This window comes from Seonamhaeicola algicola, from assembly GCF_007997385.1.
GTDB lineage: Bacteria > Bacteroidota > Bacteroidia > Flavobacteriales > Flavobacteriaceae > Seonamhaeicola > Seonamhaeicola algicola.
The window spans coordinates 229,080-247,049 of the sequence record NZ_VOSC01000025.1 but is presented as its reverse complement, the minus strand read 5'-3'; the positions used below and the strand labels follow the sequence as shown (position 1 = coordinate 247,049).

Below are 17,970 nucleotides of genomic sequence, written 5' to 3'. Positions count from 1 at the left end.
TTATAACTTCTTGTAATAGTTGATAAATCCGTTAAGCAACTTCATACAAGCTTCTATTTGTTCTAATATTTTATTTAGTTTTTCTTCAGAAAGAAAATTTAAATCTTTAGACAAAAAAGATTGTGTTTCTAACTCATATAAAGAACCTCTTGAAATATATAGAAAATGTATTGTTTCTTTTGAAGATTGCCTACCACATCCTTCTGCTATATTTGAAGGGATAGAAATTGCACACCTTCTCATTTGGCTTACTATTCCGTAAATTTCTTCTTTAGGATATTCTTGAGTTGATGCATATACAATACTAACCAATTTTCTGGCTTCCTCACATACATCTAAATCTCGATATGATTTCATTTTTTAAATTATTCTATTTTAGTTGTCGATATTTAATAACTAATCACTTCTAACTGACAACTAACAACTAACAACCGATTCCCTCGGTTTATATTTCGCCGCAATATTAGCTATAACGCGAATATGTTCTGGACTTGTACCACAACAACCACCAATAATATTTATTAAATTCTTTTTTAAGTAAGCTTCAATTTGCTCGCCCATTTCTTCTGGAGATTCATCGTACTCACCAAAAGCATTAGGTAAACCTGCATTTGGATGTGCCGAAATTGCAAATTCGGTTTTATTGGCAATGGCCTCTAAATGTGGCTGTAACAAATTAGCTCCTAAAGCACAATTAAACCCAATAGAAAGCAATGGCACATGCGACACCGAAATTAAAAACGCTTCGGCGGTTTGGCCTGATAAAGTTCGCCCTGAAGCATCGGTAATGGTACCACTAAGCATAATTGGAATATCTAAATTTCTTTCGTCCTTTACTTCTTCTATTGCAAACAAAGCTGCTTTTGCATTTAATGTATCGAAAACGGTTTCAACTAATAAAATATCTGCACCACCATCCATTAAAGCTTCAACTTGTTGTTTGTATGCTATTCGTAATTCATTAAACGTTACGGCTCTGTAACCCGGATCGTTTACATCGGGCGACATACTTGCTGTACGGTTTGTTGGCCCAATTGAACCTGCTACAAAACGTGGTTTATGCGGTTCTTTTTTTGTGAATTCTACAGCAACTTCTTTGGCTATTTTAGCAGATTCGTAGTTAAGTTCGTAAACCAAATCTTCCATTTGATAATCGGCCATAGCAATGGTTGTACCCGAAAAGGTATTGGTTTCAATAATATCGGCACCGGCATCGAAATACTTTGCGTGAATGGTTTTTATAGCTTCGGGTTGTGTGATAGACAACAAATCGTTGTTTCCTTGTAGCGGTATAGGGTAATCTTTAAAGCGTTCGCCTCTAAAATCATCTTCGGTGAATTTATACTGCTGTAGCATGGTTCCCATGGCACCATCTAACACCAAAATACGGTTTTGTAAAGCCTTTCTAATATCTGACATTTCGTTTGCATTTTTCATCTGAAGACAAATCAACAGAATGAATTTATTTAATATCAAACCTAAGCGCGTTAAGATTGATATGTTTTATTATTGTTCTGTAAGTTATCGTGAAAAGCAAATAGAAAAACGCTTCGTTATCTTCCTAATTTTATGAATTAGTAGAATTTAGCACCTTCTTTACAAGTTAAAGGGTTGCCAAGGTTTCATTGGGTCTATTCCCTCTACCTTTCTTGATAACAATATTACATTTAAGAACTCATACCTAGTTTGGAGCACAAAAATACTAACTATATTTTTGTTTTCCTATTTAATTAAATTTCTATTATTCAAACAAATCTGATGATAGATATCTATCACCCCTATCACAAATAATAGCAACAATAACACCTTTATCAATAGATTTTGCTACTTGCGACGCACAATACACTGAGCCGCCACTGCTCATACCAGCAAAAACGCCGGCTTCTTTAGCTAAACGTTGGGTTGTAGCTTTTGCATGTGCTTGTGTAACTTCAATAACCTGATCTACTTTATTTCTATTAAAAAATTTAGGCACATATTCTTCTGGCCATTTACGAATACCCGGAATTCTAGAATTATCATCGGGTTGCGCGCCAACAATGGTTATATTTTTATTCTTTTCTTTTAAATAGGTTGAAACCCCCATAATAGTTCCTGTGGTTCCCATGGCAGACACAAAATGGGTGACTTTGCCATTAGTATCATTCCAAATTTCAGGCCCTGTGGTTTTGTAATGCCCTTTCCAATTATCGTCATTTTCAAACTGATTTAAAAGCGTGTAACCTTTTTCATCTCGTAATTTGAATGCTAAATCTCGTGAGCCTTCAATTCCAACATCTGATGACGTTAAAATTACTTCAGCACCGTAAGCTCTCATAGTTTTAACGCGTTCTTCGGTAGAATTTTCGGGCATAACAAGTACCATATTCAACCCTAAAACTTGCGCAAATAATGCCAAAGCAATACCTGTATTACCACTAGTTGCTTCAACCAACGTATCTCCTTTTTTAATATCGCCACGTTTTAACGCTTCATTAATCATATTAAAAGCAGGCCGATCTTTAACACTACCTCCAGGGTTATTACCTTCTAATTTCAAAAGTAATGTTACGTCTTTTTTAGACACTAAATGACTAGCATCAACTAAAGGCGTATTGCCTATAAAATCAATAATTGTGTTATTTAATGCCATTTTTTTTTGGTCTGATTTTTATTTCGGTTTGATACGTTACTAATGAATTTTCAGGAACTGATTGTGTTATCCAAACATTGGCACCAATAATACTGTTTGCTCCTATAACAATATCGCCCCCTAAAACGGTTGCATTTGCATAAATGCATACATTATCTTGAATGGTAGGATGCCGTTTTGTTGATGCTAAACTTTTAGCCACCGATATGCCCCCCAATGTTACACCTTGATAAATTTTTACATTTTTACCAATTATTGAAGTTTCTCCAATTACAATACCTGTTCCATGATCTATATAAAAAGAATCATTAATGGTTGCCCCTGGATGAATATCAATACCTGTAATACCATGAATATATTCACTCATCATTCTTGGTAAAATTGGCACTTTCAATTTGTAAAGCGCATGACTTAAACGGTAAATTGAAATGGCATGAAAGCCTGGGTAAGCCAAATAAATTTCTTCTAAACTGTGTGATGCAGGATCATTGTTTTCAAAAGCAATAGCATCTAAATCTAACCGCCTTCTAATATCGGGCAAGTTAGTTTTAAAGGTTTTCCAAATTTGTTCGGCGTTTTCAACGTTCAATTTTTTTAGAACTTTTAAAAACGTTTTTTCTAAATATTTACCGTGTTCTTCTTCCTGTTCACAATCAAACAACGAATAAAACAATTTTTTAGTAAATGTTTTAACGGTGTCTTTTAAACAAACGTTGTAACTTTTCATTAGTTTATTATTTATAAAGAAACGTATGTTTCAAAAATATTAAATCCTACAAGGTAAATGAAGCCTTGCAGGATTTAATTTTATAGTATTTTACTGAACGTTTTAATCTATAGCTTGCACTACTGCTTTTGGGGCTTCTTTACGTGTACCATCAAAACCATCTACACCTGAAACTGTTGTATATTTTAATACGAATTTTTTACCAGGATTGATAATTTTATATGCTGCTTGACACATAATTGTTGCTTCGTGGAAACCACAAAGTATTAACTTTAACTTTCCTGGGTAATAATTACCATCGCCTATGGCGAAAATACCTGGAATGTTAGTTTGATAATCTAAAGCATTATTAACTTTAATAGCATTTTTTTCAATTTCTAAGCCCCAGTTTGCTATTGGACCTAGTTTTGGCGATAAGCCAAATAGTGGAATAAAATGATCGGTTTCTAAAGTATAAGGAGCTTCACCTTGTTTTGTAATTTCAATAGCTTCAACTTTACCGTTGCCTAAAATATTTGTTACTTCGGCAGGTGTAATAAGGTTTATTTTCCCTTCTCTTTTTAATTCTCCAACTTTTTCAACAGAATCTAAGTGCCCTCTAAATTCATTACGGCGGTGTACTAATGTTACACTTTTTGCAACATCGGCTAGAAAGATACTCCAATCTAAAGCAGAGTCACCTCCACCAGCAATTACCACATTTTTATCGCGGTACATTTCTGGCTCTTTTATCATGTACTCTACACCTTTATCTTCATAATCGGCAAGGTTTTCAAGTTGTGGTTTACGTGGCTCAAAACTACCTAAACCACTAGCAATTGCTACCACTGGCGCTTGGTGTTGCGTTCCTTTATTTGTTGTAACAATAAACGAACCGTCTTCTTGTTTTTCAATAGTATCAGCACGCTCGCCTAAAGTAAATCCAGGCTCGAATTGCTTACCTTGTTCTAGTAAGTTTTTTGTTAAATCGCCTGCTAAAATTTCAGGAAACCCTGGAATATCATAAATAGGCTTTTTTGGATATAACTCAGAGCACTGTCCACCTGGTTGTGGCAATGCATCAATTAAATGGCATTTTAGTTTTAATAATCCAGCTTCGAATACTGTGAATAACCCTGTTGGGCCTGCTCCAATTATTATTATATCTGTTTTAATCATTTCTCTGAATCTTTGTTTTCAATTATTCCTTTGGTGAATTCATTAAGTTTTTCAACTTTTTCTTCAAAATCCCCTTTTATTGTTTTTCTATATTCATTTAAATTTTTCACAAGATCATCAATGTTTTCAGGAATGACTTCCTCAAAAAACTGTCGTAATCTTTTTGCCATTGTTGGCGATTTCCCATTGGTACTTATTGCCACTTTAACGTTGCCTTTGGTAACAATACCACCCATGTAAAAATCGCAATAGGGCGGGTTATCTGCTACGTTTACCAATTTAGCTTCTGCCCTACAATCTTTATACACTTGTACATTTACCTCTGGAACATCGGTAGTAGCAACTACCATGTGTTGCCCTTGTAAATAGTCTTTTTTATAAACATCATTTATTAGTGTAACATTACCTTTTTTTGCTAAATATACAGTGCCGTTTCTAAACATTGGTGACACCATTGTTACACAAGCATCTGGACTAGACTTTAATAAGAACGTTAATTTTTCTTCAGCAACATTACCACCGCCAATAATTAGTACATTAAGCTGTTTTACCTTTAAAAAAATAGGGTATAAATTATTGCGTTCCATAATTTAATTTCCAGTTACTTCTTGGTAAACCTGAGTTAATATTGCTCTTTCTTTTACAACATCTCCAATAACAATAATTGCTGGGTTTGCTAATTGTTTTTCTTCAACAATTTTTTCTATGGTTTGAATAGTGCCAATCCCTACACTTTCGTTATCTCGCGTACCATTTTGAATAATAGCAATGGGTGTGTTTTGTTTATTTTCTTTTGAAAATATGTTTACTATTTCACCTAGCTTACCCATACCCATTAAAATAACTATTGTGGCCGTTGATTTTGCAGCTAAAGCAACATCATTAGATAATTTATGTTGTTTGGTTGTGCCTGTAATTACCCAAAAACTTTCGGCTGCGCCACGTTTTGTTAACGGAATACCTTGATATGCCGGCACCGCAATTGATGACGAAATGCCAGGAACCACAAAAGTTTCTAACCCAAATTGTCTCACATAGTCAATTTCTTCGGCACCACGACCAAAAATAAATGGATCACCACCTTTTAACCTTACAACATGACCTTTTTCTTTGGCTTTTGATACAATGAGTTCATTTATTTGCTCTTGCTGAAACGCATAGCAACCCCTACGTTTACCTACAAAAATAAGTTCTGCATCAGCAGAAGCATATTTTAGTAAACTTTCATTTATAAGCGCATCATATAGGATAACGTTTGCAGATTCTATAGCCTTAATTGCTTTAAGTGTTATTAAATCTTCATCACCTGGGCCCGCGCCTACAACTGTTAATATTGGGGTTTTTATACTCATTTTATTTTATTGCTTAAGCAGTTTTAGTTTGTTCAGCTTCTCTAAAAGCTCTTACTGCAGCTAAGAATTTTTCGGCACTAGCAATGTAGTTTATAGCAAATTCTTTAGACGGCGCATTTTTATTTATTTGATAAATTATATCAGAAAAAGATGCTCCTAAATTAATTTTTTCGCTTTCAACAAAAACTTCATCAAACTGTGAAATAATACCTGCATGTGTGTTTGTTTTTTTGTTTTCTGCTAGCAATAGTGCCTTGGCAGAATTTACAAACGACTGATATGCTAAATAGATTGCCCCCGAATATACTTCATTTTCAAAAGATTCTTTAGCATTATCTATTTTCTCTTCGCTTTCAAAAAACAATGTAGCAATTAAATCTATAACTACACCGGCACATTCACCTACACCAATAGCTTTAACGTACTTTTCTTCTGTACCCCAATCAATAAAATCTAATTCTGTTAAATTGGTTGCGTCTTGTAAGTCTTGTAAGAAGTCGTAAAAATATTTCTGTCCTTTCTCTAAATAGTACTCAACAAACTGTTTTCCGTTTGCATTAGCTTCATAATCATTTAAAATTCTTCGTAAAGCTTCAGGCCCTCTTCTACTTGGTACTTTTACAACTTTATCAGCAAAAGTTGCATTTCCATCTCCTTGGTTTCCTCCACCTAAAAGCACTTGTAAAGCGGGCGCCACTAATTTATCTGGTGTGCGCACTGTCATACCTTGGAAACCAATATTTGCCATATTGTGTTGCCCACAAGCATTCATACAACCACTAATTTTAATAACTAAATCTTCGTTTTTTAAATATTGCGGATATTCGGTTTTTATAACGCGCTCTAACTCTTCGGCAATTCCTGTACTACTTGCAATACCTAAATTACATGTATCTGTACCTGGGCATGCTGTAATATCAACTGCTTTGTTGTAACCTGCCTCTACAAAACCTAACTTTTCTAATTCTTGATAGAAAAATGGCACTAATTCTTCTTTAACAAAAGGAATTACTATGTTTTGGCGTAATGTTAAACGCACTTCGCCAGCTGCATAATTATCTACTAATTTGGCTAATAAACGTGCTTTATCTGTATAGAAATCACCTAATAAAACTTTAATACCAATAGCAACATAACCTGCTTGCTTTTGAGGTATTAGGTTTGTAGATTTCCATAAATTGAACGCTTCTTCGTTTTTAATTTCAACTTTAGGTGCTTCAACTTGAACTGGTTTAGATGCTACGTAAGCATTGGCATCAATTGGAACACTTTTAAACTCTATGGCTTTTTGTTCGTTATCAATTAGTTCTTTAAATGCTTCTAAACCTATATCTTTTACTAAGAATTTCATTCTTGCTTTGGCACGACTTTTACGCTCACCGTAACGATCAAAAATTCTTAAAACACCTTCCATTATTGGGATGATTTTATCGGTTTCAACAAAATCATACAACACATCGGCATGACGTGGCTGAGACCCAAGTCCGCCAGCTACCATCACTTTAAAACCACGAACACCATTTTTTTCTTTAGCAATGTATCCAATATCATGTAAATATGATAAACCTGTATCTGCATTAGAAGACGAGAAAGACACTTTAAATTTACGGCCCATTTCTTGGCAAATTGGGTTTCGTAAAAAGAATTTATACAAAGCATCTGCATATGGTGATACATCAAAAGGTTCATTAACATCAATACCTGCAGTTTCAGAAGCAGTTACGTTTCTTACCACGTTACCACAAGCTTCACGCACGGTAACTTCATCTTTTTCAAGTTCTGCCCAAAGCTCTGGTGTTCTATTTAAATCTACGTAGTGAATTTGGATATCTTGACGTGTTGTTATGTGCAAACGCCCACGAGAATATTCATCAGAAACATCAGCAATACGGCGTAATTGATTACTTTTTAATTTACCGTAAGGCACTTTAATACGAATCATTTGAACGCCTTCTTGTCTCTGCCCATACACACCACGCGCTAAACGAAGACTTCTAAATTTTTCTTCATCAATTTTTCCGTTGTGAAATAATTCAATTTTTTTAGCTAATTCAATTATATCTTTTTGAACAACCGGATTTTCTATTTCTGTTTCAAAACTTTGCATTTGTATAAGTTTTAAAGTTGAAAAGTATAAGGTTTAAAGTTCCGTGCTACAACTTAATACGTTTGCACTTTACTTTAATATTTTATGCTTTTAACTTGTTATTCTTGTTTATAAATTTCTTTTTAAATTAAAAAGCTGACTAACTTTTAACTTATTACTTTTAACTAAATTTTACTGTATAAAACCTGCACCAACTGTACTGTTTGACTGCGGATCTATAATTATAAATGAACCGTTTGTTCTGTGATCTTTAAATTTATCGTAAAAAATAGGTTTGTTTAATTTGAAGCTAACCTCAGCAATATCATTCATTCCTATACCTGTTACATCTTCTTCTATACCTGAATAGTCTGGGTTTATTTTATGGTGAATAGCATTTACTTTAGCTAATACTTTATTTACACCATGTTGTACTGTATATTTTGCACCTGGTGTTAATTGCTTAGAATCCATCCAACATACATTTGCTGTAAATTGCTTTTCAATTGTTGGTAAATCATCAGCTTTAACAATCATATCGCCTCTGCTAACGTTTACATCATCTTCTAAAGTTATAGTAACTGAAGAGCGTCTTGATGCTGTTTCAAACTTTTCGTTGTAGAAATAAATATCTTTTATTCTAGATTTTGTTTGCGATGGTAATACCACAACCTCATCACCAACACTTAAATTACCACCATAAACTTTACCAGCATACCCTCTGTAATCATGGTACTCTTCAGTTTTTGGACGAATTACATATTGCACTGGAAAACGCGGTGTGCCTGTGTTAAAAATATCGGCTTTATCTAATTTTTCTAAATGCTCTAATAATGATTCTCCTTTATACCAAGACATTTTTTCAGATTTATTTACAACATTATCGCCCTTTAAAGCGCTTACTGGTATAAATGAAATGTTTTGTCCTTGGTAATCTCGTTTACTCATTAAATCTTCAAAATCTGCTTTAATTTTGTTGTAAACTTCTTCAGAGTAATCAACTAAATCCATTTTATTAATAGCAACTACAACATCTTTAATGCGTAATAAGTTATTAATAAAAAAGTGACGATTGGTTTGCTCTATAACACCTTTTCTGGCATCAATTAAAATAATTGAAGCTTGTGATGTTGATGCACCAGTTACCATGTTACGTGTATACTCAACATGCCCAGGTGTATCTGCTATTATGTAACTTTTCTTTTTTGTTGAAAAATAAATATGAGCTACATCAATGGTGATACCTTGTTCTCTTTCTGCCACTAAACCATCGGTAGCTAAAGAAAAATCTAAATAATCATACCCACGTTGTTTACTTGTTTTTTCAATAGCTTCAAGCTTATCTGTAGTTAATGATTTTGTATCATATAGAATTCTACCTATTAATGTACTCTTACCGTCATCTACACTTCCTGCTGTTGCAATTTTTAATACTTCCATGTTATATTGTTGTTGGCTTTTAGCCTAAATTTTAATTCGTTTAAAAGATTTCCGCTTTCGCGGAAATGACAAATCGGTCTATTAAAAATACCCTTGTTGTTTACGTTTTTCCATAGCGGCTTCAGAACGTTTATCATCAATTCTGGCACCACGTTCAGAAATTGAAGAATCTCTAATTTCTTCAACTACTTTGTTTATAGTTGTAGCGTCAGACAATACAGCTGCTGTACAACTCATGTCTCCAACAGTTCTAAAACGCACCATTTCTTCAATTACTTCTTCTTCGTCGTCTCTATAAACAATACCATCTTCAGCAGACCAAATCATACCGTCTCTTAAGAATACTTTACGTTTGTGTGCGAAATAAATTGACGGAATTTCAATGTTTTCTTTTTCAATGTAAGACCACACATCTAACTCTGTCCAGTTTGAAATTGGGAATACGCGAACGTTTTGCCCTAATTCAATTTCACCGTTTAACATATCAAACAATTCTGGTCTTTGGTTTTTTTCATCCCATTGCCCAAAATCATCACGAACAGAGAAAATACGTTCTTTTGCTCTTGCTTTTTCTTCATCTCTACGGGCTCCACCAATACAAGCATCAAATTTAAATTCTTCAATAGCATCTAAAAGTGTGGTTGTTTGCAGCATATTTCTACTTGCATAACGGCCAGATTCTTCTTTTACTTTTCCTTGATCAATAGAATCTTGTACGTTTCTAACAATAAGCTCTAAACCTAATTCTTCAACTAGCCTATCTCTAAATTCTATAGTTTCAGGGAAATTATGTCCTGTATCAATGTGCATTAAAGGAAACGGAATTTTTGCCGGATAAAATGCTTTTTGCGCTAACCTTACAAGTGTTATAGAATCTTTTCCTCCTGAGAATAATAAAACTGGTCTTTCAAACTGAGCAGCTACTTCTCTAATAATGTAAATAGCTTCGTTTTCTAAAGCGTTAATATATGATGTATCTTTCTTCATAATCTTATGTTGTTAAGCGTGCAATCCGCATTCTCTATTTGCTAATGCTTTTGTTGGATCAAAATATTTAAATTCGTTTGGTAAATTATTTTCTTCTAAATAGGCATCTAATTTCTCATCAGACCAATAGTAAAACGGACTTACTTTAAGAACACCATCGGCACTTAAACTAAAAATATCAATACTATTTCTAAAAGCTGTTTGCCCTTGGCGCAAGTTTGTAAACCACACTTTTGGCTTATGCGCCTCCATAGCTCTTCTAAATGGTTCTAATTTAACTTGCTCTGTAAATTCAGCATGTTTTGGATCATCTATACTTGGTATACCCATAACCACATCTCTATGTGAGGCTGTTTGTTTTGGCACATACAAGAATACGTTTAAACTCAAGTCTTTAATAACTTGCTCTGCATGTTTATATGTTTGCGGTGTATTATAACCAGTATCACACCATACTACAGGAATATCTTTAACCTCTTTACTAACTGCATGTAATATAGCAGCTTCGTACGGCCTAAAATTTGTTGTTACTACAGCTTTAGTATTAAGTTCAAAAGCTTTTTTTATAATTTCTGAAGGTGTAGCGTTTTTAAATTCCTTGTTTAAACCTTGTATTTGTTCTTCTGTAAACATGTTTTTATATATTATTTTCCCCATTTAATAGCGTTCCACACGCGTTCATGAAAAAAGTATAAAATTAATTTTGTAATAAAATCTACCGATGCAATTGACGCTGCAACCGCTATTTTTCCTGTTAAAAAATAAGAAACAACTAACGTATCTAAAGTACCAACTACTCTCCAACTTAATGCTTTAGCAACGCTTCTAATTGGTTTTTCACCAGCAGTATCTTCTTTGTAAGTAGATTTTTCTTTACTTTTTAATAACATTTGCGCTATCATTTGTCGTTTTATTATATTAATCCTATCAATTTAATAGGGATTACAAATGTAAAACTTTTTTTTAGATAAAAAACCTAATTAACAACTTTTTAGAATAATGAAACTATTTTAGGTTTAACGTACCAAAATACATAATGATTTTTTTAAATTTTGAGAATTTGCTAATACTAAACACCCGACAAATCGGCTAAGGTTGTGTTTTTAAACACATTAAGCGTACTATCTCTAACTTCAATCATTAATTTATGCACGCTGCATTGATGTTCGTCTGGGCAATCATCGCACTTTTCGTAAAAATTTAAGCTTACACATGGCACCATAGCTATTGGGCCTTCAAGCACGCGCATAACATCAGTCATTAAAATATCAGCTGGTTCTTTTCGTAAATAGTAACCACCGTGTTTTCCTTTTTTTGATCCTAAAAGTCCTGCTTTACGTAAGGTTAGAAGAATGCTTTCTAAAAATTTTTGTGGTATGTTTTCGCTCTCAGCAATTTCACCTACTCTAACAGGATTTTCTCCTTCGTTTCTAGCAATAAAGGTTAAAGCTTTTAGCCCGTATTTAGTTTTTTTAGATAGCATGTTGCTAATATAGATAAAATAAAAAACTAAATACAAATTAGATTAAACATAAAAAAGCCTCAATAAATGAGGCTTTTAATTCACTTTTTAAAACTAAGATATTGTTATTGTACGTGGCGGTTTTTGTTTGGCTTCTTCTTTTTTAGGCAAGTGCACACTCAAAATACCATCATTATAAGTTGCTTTTATTTTAGACTCTTCAATGTATTCTGGTAACGAAAATGTTCTTTTAAAAGAAGCATAACCAAATTCTTGACGGATATAACTTTCTTCAACCTCTGCCTTGTTCGTTTCAGAGGCAATAGACAATACTTGATTATCTAAATCAATAGAGAAATCTTCTTTTTTCATTCCTGGCACTGCCATATCAACATAAAAGGCATCAGCCGTTTCTTTAATATTAACTTTTGGCAGGGTTATACCCGTGTTAAAGTTTGACATCATAATTGACGGTAAATCAGATGTAAACATTCTGTCAATCCAATTTGACCAAGCTGGAAAATCAGCAAACCCATCTGCTTTCGCTAAACTTCCATTTTTTTGAGTTGTTACTAAGTTGCTCATGATTAAAAAATTTAGTTAAACAAATAAAATTAAACAGATATTATTTTAATATTATGCCACGCCTGCTACGTTTGTTCTTGAAACAAAAGGCATGTCATTATTTTTAGCTATTGTTATAATTAATTCATTATTATGAAATTTTGCATTCAAAAGTTCGCTAAATTCTGAACTAGGCAAAACTAAAAAGCTTTCTACAAAAACAGGTTTCTTTTTAACAACACCAAAATTACTTTCAATTTTTGCAATCATTACTTTTAATGTTAAAATTCCATTAGAAATATCAACTTTGTAATTGCCATTATTTAGCAAAGGTGCTTTTAATTGAACTTTGAGTAGGTTATCATTTTCAAAATCCATTTTTAGTTGCGTAAGCTTAAAGCTATTTATTGGCTGAGATTTTAAGCTTTTCACATACTTATTAAAATTATTTATTTCCATAATAAAAAATTATAATAATTAAACAAAAAACTAATAACTGGTTGTAGTTAAAACTATTCTAAGAAGATGATTTTTCTACAAATCTTTATAGAATAATTTTAACAAAAAAAATACCAAAACTATTTACAACTGTTTTTTTAACAAGATGTGAAATCATAAATGAAAATTTGTCAGTTTTTTTAAACAAAAAAAACAGTAATTATTTAAAATTACTGTTCAATATTACATTTAAATAGCTGAAAAAATTTCAGGCTGACATTTTTTCAACTATTTCAAAGCCTGTTCAAAATCTGCTATAATATCATCAATATGTTCTAAACCAAGAGAACAACGCACCATGCCATCAGTAATGCCTACAGCAGCTTTAACCTCGGGTTCTACTTTGGCGTGTGTGGTACTTGCAGGATGTGTTACAATGGTGCGTGTATCACCTAAATTTGCAGAAAGCGAACACATTTTTATGTTATCAAAAAAATTACGCCCGCCTTCAATACCTCCTTCAACTTCAAAAGCTACAATATTACCACCTAAACGCATTTGTTTTTTGGCAATATCATATTTTGGGTGCGATTTTAAAAACGGATATTTAACCCATGTTATTTTTGGGTGCCCCTCTAAAAACGTTGCTAATTTTAAAGCATTTTCGCAATGCTTTTCTACACGCACAGCCAAGGTTTCTAAAGATTTTGATAATACCCAAGCATTAAACGGACTCATAGATGGCCCTGTTAAACGCGAAAACAAGTATATGTCTCTAATAAGTTCTTTTTTACCAACAGTAACACCACCTAGTACACGCCCTTGTCCGTCCATTAATTTAGTAGCCGAATGCACTACCAAATCTGCACCGTGCTTTATAGGGTTTTGTAAATACGGTGTAGCAAAACAATTATCAATTATTAACAATAAATTGTGCTTTTTACAAAGCGCACTTAAAAACTCTAAATCTAACACATCAACCCCCGGATTTGTTGGTGTTTCGGCATAAATAAACTTTGTATTTGGCTTAATTAAAGCCTCAATAGTTTCGGGTTCATTAATATTGAAATACGAAAAATCTATATGCCACTTTGGTAAGTATTTAGTAAACAACCCGTGCGTAGCACCAAAAACCGAGCTGCATGACACCACATGATCTCCTGCACTTAGTAATGCCGCAAACGTTGAAAACACAGCTGCCATACCACTTGCAAAAGCAAAACCAGCCTCTGCCCCTTCCATTTTACATACCTTATCAATAAATTCATTTGTATTAGGGTTGCTGTAACGGCTATATAAATCGCGTTGTTTTTCTTCTGCAAATGATGCGCGCATTTCTTCAGCATCATCAAACACAAAACCAGAAGTTATGTATAATGGTACTGAATGTTCTGAAAACTGCGTGGTTTCAGACTGTGTTCGTATTGATTCTGTTTCAAACTGTTTTTTTTCTTTGCTCATCTTATCTATTCACTTTAAAAAGTCATTAAAACCTTAAAAACTTTAATTTAATTATTATTTTTTGGCATTCCCTTTCAGGTCGGGCTTTACGCTATATCTTTTTTGAGAAAAACAAAAAAGGATGCCGCTTCAATCCCTAATGCACCAAATGCTAAGTATAATTTCAAACCCAAACACCAGGTTTATTTACAAGCTTTTTGCTGTTTGTTTTACTAATTAATATACTTACTCAACCTTAAAATATCACCAAAAACACCACGCGCTGTAACTTCAGCACCTGCACCAGCACCTTGTATTACAATGGGTTGTTTGCCATAGCTCTCAGTAAAAATTTCAAAAATAGCATCGCTCCCTTTTACATGCCCCAAGGTACTATCTTCGGGTATAGATACTAATTTTACTTCTAAATTACCTTTATCCTGCGATAAATCACCCGATAAATCGCCCACGTAGCGCAACACATGTCCTGCTTTTTGGCTATCTTTTATTTGTTGGTATTGCGCATCCAGAACATTTAACTGACTTAAAAAATCTGCAACCGATATGTTTTGATAAGCCTCTGGAATTAAATTCTGCACAGCAACATCTTCAAACTCATTTTGCAAATCTAACTCTCTGGCTAAAATCAATAATTTTCTAGCCACATCATTTCCAGAGAAATCTTCCCGCGGATCGGGTTCTGTAAAACCTTTATCAATTGTTTCCTGTATAATTTCACTAAACGGCTTATTTTCAACCGAAAAATTATTGAATAGATAACTTAAGGTTCCAGAAAACACACCGCGTATCCTGGTTATATTTTCACCAGACTCATGTAATAATTTAATTGTATCAATTAAGGGCAAACCTGCACCAACAGTAGTTTCATAAAGGTATTGCTTTTTATGTTCTTTTAAATGCACTCGCAAATCTTTGTAAAATGCATGCGAAATAGTATTTGCTATTTTGTTTGACGACACTAAATCAAAACCAGCTTCAACTAAAGGTTTGTAGTTATTATGAAATGTACCGCTAGCAGTATTATCTACAGCTATCAGGTTTTCTAAATGATTATTTTTAGCAAACAATATAACATCATTAACACTACTTTCTGTATGACTATCAATTATAGCTTGCTCCCAATTGGCATTTACGCCTTGTTTATTTAGCAGTAGTTTTTTTGAATTAGCAATAGCAAACACATTTAAATTGATGCCCTTGCGTTTTTCAATATCGTTTTTTGATTTTAATATTTGATTAATTAACGCACCACCAACACCACCATGACCAAAAATGGCTATGTTTATTTTTTTAGAAACTCCAAATACTTCGCCATGTATAACATTTAACGCTTTGTGTAATTGTGCTTTTTTAACAACTAAACTTACATTTTTACCCGTTACTGTATTGTTAAATAACAATGGTGTAATTTGGTTTTTTATTAATGCGTTGAAAGGTTTATGAAACGAGGCCAACTCAATACCTACAATAGATATAACAGCCACATCATTATTTACAGCAATATTGTTTACATCTTGCGATTGAAAATCGGTTGCAAACTCGCGCTCTAGAGCAGCTACCGCTTGTGCTGCCTGATTTGCATCTATAATTAAGCCAATACCTCTTTCAGAAGAGCCTTGAGATACAATACTTACACTAATACCCGAACTACCTAATGCACCAAAAATTCTTGCATCTACGCCAATTTTACCCAATAACCCACGGCCTTCTAAGTTTAAAAGCGCCACATTATCTAACACAGATAATGATGTTACTTCCTTGGCACTTGGTTTAGCCGTAATTAATGTACCTTCATCATTTGCATTAAACGTATTTAGTATACGTAAGTTAATGTTTTTTTCAACCAGCGGAATAATAGTTTTAGCATGTAAAACAGAGGCACCAAAGTTTGCCAACTCATTAGCTTCACTAAAAGAGAGTTCTCTAATTTGTTTAGCATCGGGCACTAAATTAGGGTCGGCGGTATAAATACCGTTAACATGTGTGTAGTTTTGAAGCTCTTCGGCATCTAAAAAATTAGCTAATAAAGCCGCTGTATAATTACTGCCGTTTCTACCCAAAGTAGTAGTTTCATTATTTAAATTTGAAGCAATAAAACCTGTTACAATATTTACAACACCTGTATTTTGTTTGAAATAATTTTTTGTGTTTTCTTTTGAAAGTTTTGATAGCGGTTGTGCATTACCAAAAGCGGCATCGGTTTTTATTAAGTTTCGCGCATCGGTAGCTTTAGCCTTTATACCACGAGCATTTAATAAATTAGCAATAAGTTTAACCGATAATAATTCGCCTTGCGCCAAAATATTATCCTTTGTTTTTTTACTGTAGTCTCCTAACAAACTAACCCCTTCAAATAACTTATCTAACAATAAAAATTCTTCTGAAAAATCTATACTTTCAGCAGGTAACTGTTGGTATTTTTTAAAAGCCTCTAAATCGTTTTTATAAGGTTTACCCTTAATGGCTTTGTTTAAAATAGCCTCTAAATCATCAGTAGCTGAACCTCTTGCCGATACCACAACACTTATTTGCTCTCCGGCATTTACTTTAGCTTCAATAATAGACAATACGGTTTCTAAACCTTTGCCATTGGCTAAAGATTTTCCACCAAATTTCAACACCTTTATGCGTTTATTTTTAGAGTTTGGCACAAAAATACTCTCAATAATATGCTCTAACTGCTCATACTCCATTAAAAAAGCATCGTGCCCGTGAACAGAGTGAATTTCGTTGTAAGTAACATTAGGGTGTGTTAAAGCTAATTGTTTGTGTGTTTCTCTATTTTCTTCTGCTGTAAAAAACAAATCTGAATCTACGCCAACAATATGTATATTAGCCTTAATGTTATCTAACACATTAAAATCTTCTTCTCTGCCTTTAGTAACATCAATAGTTTTTAATAATTGATTCATCAATTTATAAGCCGATAATTGAAAACGTTCTTGCAATTTTTTTCCATGGTGCAACAACCAACTCTCTACATTAAAAATCTCTAAATCTTCATTTTTAGTACGTTTAAAACGCTCTTTAAATGACTCTGGCGTGCGGTAACACAACATAGCATGCATGCGAGCATCATGCACTGGGTTTTTAGAATTCAATAAAAACTGCTCTTGTATTTGGCAATTAGCAATTAACCAATCGGTAGATTTCCAATCGGTTGCCACAACTACCAAATGCTCAGTGAAATCAGGTTTTAAAACAGCCATTTCCCAAGCAATTCCGCCTCCTAAAGAGCCGCCAATGGTAACAAAAACCTTTCCTGTTTTTAAAATCTGCAAACCTTGTAAAAAAAGTTTAGCAACATCGCGCGCTACAAAATCTTTATAATTATCTATTACAAAACCATCAAACCCATTTCCTGGAATATTAAAGGCTAAAATTGAATACGTATTTGTATCAATCACCTTATTTTCTCCAATTAAATCTTTCCACCAACCATCATTCCCTGCCACGTTACTATTGCCCGTTAGTGCATGATTTACCAATACTATTGGCGCTGTACCTAAAGCCTTACCAAACACTTGATAACTAAGCTTAATTTCGGGGTTAGTAACACCACTTTCGGTAGTGTAATTACTAATTGTTATATGTTGCAATTCGTTTTTCAAAGTATTATAAATTTTGGGCGTTACCTTATCAGGTCGGGCTATACACTATATC

The 17,970-nt window shown here is 33.5% G+C and carries 17 protein-coding genes and 1 riboswitch; all 17 genes read right to left on the bottom strand.

Going from position 1 to position 17,970, the window contains the following annotated elements; genetic code table 11:
• Window positions 1-357: a four helix bundle protein gene (locus FUA26_RS15770; RefSeq protein ID WP_222611759.1), complete on the bottom strand. Its 357-nt coding sequence runs from the start codon at window positions 355-357 to the stop codon at window positions 1-3.
• 60 nt (window positions 358-417) lie between these two features.
• Complete coding sequence (locus tag FUA26_RS09760; protein ID WP_147135124.1) at window positions 418-1,419, bottom strand: homocysteine S-methyltransferase family protein; 1,002 nt, start codon at window positions 1,417-1,419, stop codon at window positions 418-420.
• Window positions 1,420-1,550: 131 nt separating this feature from the next.
• Window positions 1,551-1,659: riboswitch (SAM riboswitch) on the bottom strand.
• Between the two features lie 82 nt (window positions 1,660-1,741).
• Window positions 1,742-2,632: a cysteine synthase CysM gene (gene cysM / locus FUA26_RS09755; protein WP_147135121.1), complete on the bottom strand. Its 891-nt coding sequence runs from the start codon at window positions 2,630-2,632 to the stop codon at window positions 1,742-1,744.
• On the bottom strand, window positions 2,619-3,359 hold the full coding sequence (gene epsC / locus FUA26_RS09750) for a serine O-acetyltransferase EpsC (protein WP_147135118.1): 741 nt from the start codon (window positions 3,357-3,359) through the stop codon (window positions 2,619-2,621). Before epsC ends, cysM begins: the two co-directional genes overlap by 14 nt.
• 102 nt (window positions 3,360-3,461) lie before the next feature.
• On the bottom strand, window positions 3,462-4,517 hold the full coding sequence (locus tag FUA26_RS09745; RefSeq protein WP_147135115.1) for an NAD(P)/FAD-dependent oxidoreductase: 1,056 nt from the start codon (window positions 4,515-4,517) through the stop codon (window positions 3,462-3,464).
• Window positions 4,514-5,104 (bottom strand): precorrin-2 dehydrogenase/sirohydrochlorin ferrochelatase family protein, encoded by a 591-nt coding sequence (locus FUA26_RS09740; RefSeq protein ID WP_147135112.1) that lies wholly within the window; start codon window positions 5,102-5,104, stop codon window positions 4,514-4,516. Before FUA26_RS09740 ends, FUA26_RS09745 begins: the two co-directional genes overlap by 4 nt.
• Before the next feature lie 3 nt (window positions 5,105-5,107).
• Window positions 5,108-5,869 (bottom strand): uroporphyrinogen-III C-methyltransferase, encoded by a 762-nt coding sequence (gene cobA / locus FUA26_RS09735; protein ID WP_147135109.1) that lies wholly within the window; start codon window positions 5,867-5,869, stop codon window positions 5,108-5,110.
• A gap of 13 nt (window positions 5,870-5,882) precedes the next feature.
• Window positions 5,883-7,976, bottom strand: coding sequence for a HEPN domain-containing protein (locus FUA26_RS09730; RefSeq protein ID WP_147135107.1), 2,094 nt, complete (start codon window positions 7,974-7,976; stop codon window positions 5,883-5,885).
• 171 nt (window positions 7,977-8,147) lie between these two features.
• Window positions 8,148-9,395 carry a sulfate adenylyltransferase subunit 1 gene (locus FUA26_RS09725; RefSeq protein ID WP_147135104.1) on the bottom strand — a complete coding sequence of 416 codons (1,248 nt, stop codon included), beginning with the start codon at window positions 9,393-9,395 and terminating at the stop codon, window positions 8,148-8,150.
• An 81-nt stretch (window positions 9,396-9,476) separates the two neighbouring features.
• Window positions 9,477-10,382, bottom strand: coding sequence for a sulfate adenylyltransferase subunit CysD (cysD, locus tag FUA26_RS09720; RefSeq protein WP_147135102.1), 906 nt, complete (start codon window positions 10,380-10,382; stop codon window positions 9,477-9,479).
• A gap of 12 nt (window positions 10,383-10,394) precedes the next feature.
• Complete coding sequence (locus tag FUA26_RS09715) at window positions 10,395-11,015, bottom strand: phosphoadenosine phosphosulfate reductase domain-containing protein (protein ID WP_147135099.1); 621 nt, start codon at window positions 11,013-11,015, stop codon at window positions 10,395-10,397.
• A gap of 11 nt (window positions 11,016-11,026) precedes the next feature.
• Window positions 11,027-11,284: a DUF2061 domain-containing protein gene (locus FUA26_RS09710; protein ID WP_147135097.1), complete on the bottom strand. Its 258-nt coding sequence runs from the start codon at window positions 11,282-11,284 to the stop codon at window positions 11,027-11,029.
• A 167-nt stretch (window positions 11,285-11,451) separates the two neighbouring features.
• Complete coding sequence (locus tag FUA26_RS09705; protein WP_147135094.1) at window positions 11,452-11,865, bottom strand: RrF2 family transcriptional regulator; 414 nt, start codon at window positions 11,863-11,865, stop codon at window positions 11,452-11,454.
• 93 nt (window positions 11,866-11,958) lie between these two features.
• Window positions 11,959-12,429 carry an Hsp20/alpha crystallin family protein gene (locus FUA26_RS09700; RefSeq protein ID WP_147135091.1) on the bottom strand — a complete coding sequence of 157 codons (471 nt, stop codon included), beginning with the start codon at window positions 12,427-12,429 and terminating at the stop codon, window positions 11,959-11,961.
• A gap of 51 nt (window positions 12,430-12,480) precedes the next feature.
• Entirely contained in the window at window positions 12,481-12,867 is a 387-nt protein-coding gene (locus FUA26_RS09695) for a hypothetical protein (RefSeq protein ID WP_147135088.1), read from the bottom strand.
• A 267-nt stretch (window positions 12,868-13,134) separates the two neighbouring features.
• Complete coding sequence (locus FUA26_RS09690; protein WP_147135085.1) at window positions 13,135-14,307, bottom strand: trans-sulfuration enzyme family protein; 1,173 nt, start codon at window positions 14,305-14,307, stop codon at window positions 13,135-13,137.
• A 212-nt stretch (window positions 14,308-14,519) separates the two neighbouring features.
• Entirely contained in the window at window positions 14,520-17,918 is a 3,399-nt protein-coding gene (gene thrA / locus FUA26_RS09685; protein WP_147135083.1) for a bifunctional aspartate kinase/homoserine dehydrogenase I, read from the bottom strand.
• Between the last annotated feature and the right edge of the window lie 52 nt (window positions 17,919-17,970).

Coding starts and splice junctions, on each gene's coding strand:
- FUA26_RS15770 (WP_222611759.1), bottom strand. CDS start 357: ATGAAATCATATCGAGATTTAGATGTATGTGAGGAAGCCAGAAAATTG.
- FUA26_RS09760 (WP_147135124.1), bottom strand. CDS start 1,419: ATGTCAGATATTAGAAAGGCTTTACAAAACCGTATTTTGGTGTTAGAT.
- cysM (WP_147135121.1), bottom strand. CDS start 2,632: ATGGCATTAAATAACACAATTATTGATTTTATAGGCAATACGCCTTTA.
- epsC (WP_147135118.1), bottom strand. CDS start 3,359: ATGAAAAGTTACAACGTTTGTTTAAAAGACACCGTTAAAACATTTACT.
- FUA26_RS09745 (WP_147135115.1), bottom strand. CDS start 4,517: ATGATTAAAACAGATATAATAATAATTGGAGCAGGCCCAACAGGGTTA.
- FUA26_RS09740 (WP_147135112.1), bottom strand. CDS start 5,104: ATGGAACGCAATAATTTATACCCTATTTTTTTAAAGGTAAAACAGCTT.
- cobA (WP_147135109.1), bottom strand. CDS start 5,869: ATGAGTATAAAAACCCCAATATTAACAGTTGTAGGCGCGGGCCCAGGT.
- FUA26_RS09730 (WP_147135107.1), bottom strand. CDS start 7,976: ATGCAAAGTTTTGAAACAGAAATAGAAAATCCGGTTGTTCAAAAAGAT.
- FUA26_RS09725 (WP_147135104.1), bottom strand. CDS start 9,395: ATGGAAGTATTAAAAATTGCAACAGCAGGAAGTGTAGATGACGGTAAG.
- cysD (WP_147135102.1), bottom strand. CDS start 10,382: ATGAAGAAAGATACATCATATATTAACGCTTTAGAAAACGAAGCTATT.
- FUA26_RS09715 (WP_147135099.1), bottom strand. CDS start 11,015: ATGTTTACAGAAGAACAAATACAAGGTTTAAACAAGGAATTTAAAAAC.
- FUA26_RS09710 (WP_147135097.1), bottom strand. CDS start 11,284: ATGATAGCGCAAATGTTATTAAAAAGTAAAGAAAAATCTACTTACAAA.
- FUA26_RS09705 (WP_147135094.1), bottom strand. CDS start 11,865: ATGCTATCTAAAAAAACTAAATACGGGCTAAAAGCTTTAACCTTTATT.
- FUA26_RS09700 (WP_147135091.1), bottom strand. CDS start 12,429: ATGAGCAACTTAGTAACAACTCAAAAAAATGGAAGTTTAGCGAAAGCA.
- FUA26_RS09695 (WP_147135088.1), bottom strand. CDS start 12,867: ATGGAAATAAATAATTTTAATAAGTATGTGAAAAGCTTAAAATCTCAG.
- FUA26_RS09690 (WP_147135085.1), bottom strand. CDS start 14,307: ATGAGCAAAGAAAAAAAACAGTTTGAAACAGAATCAATACGAACACAG.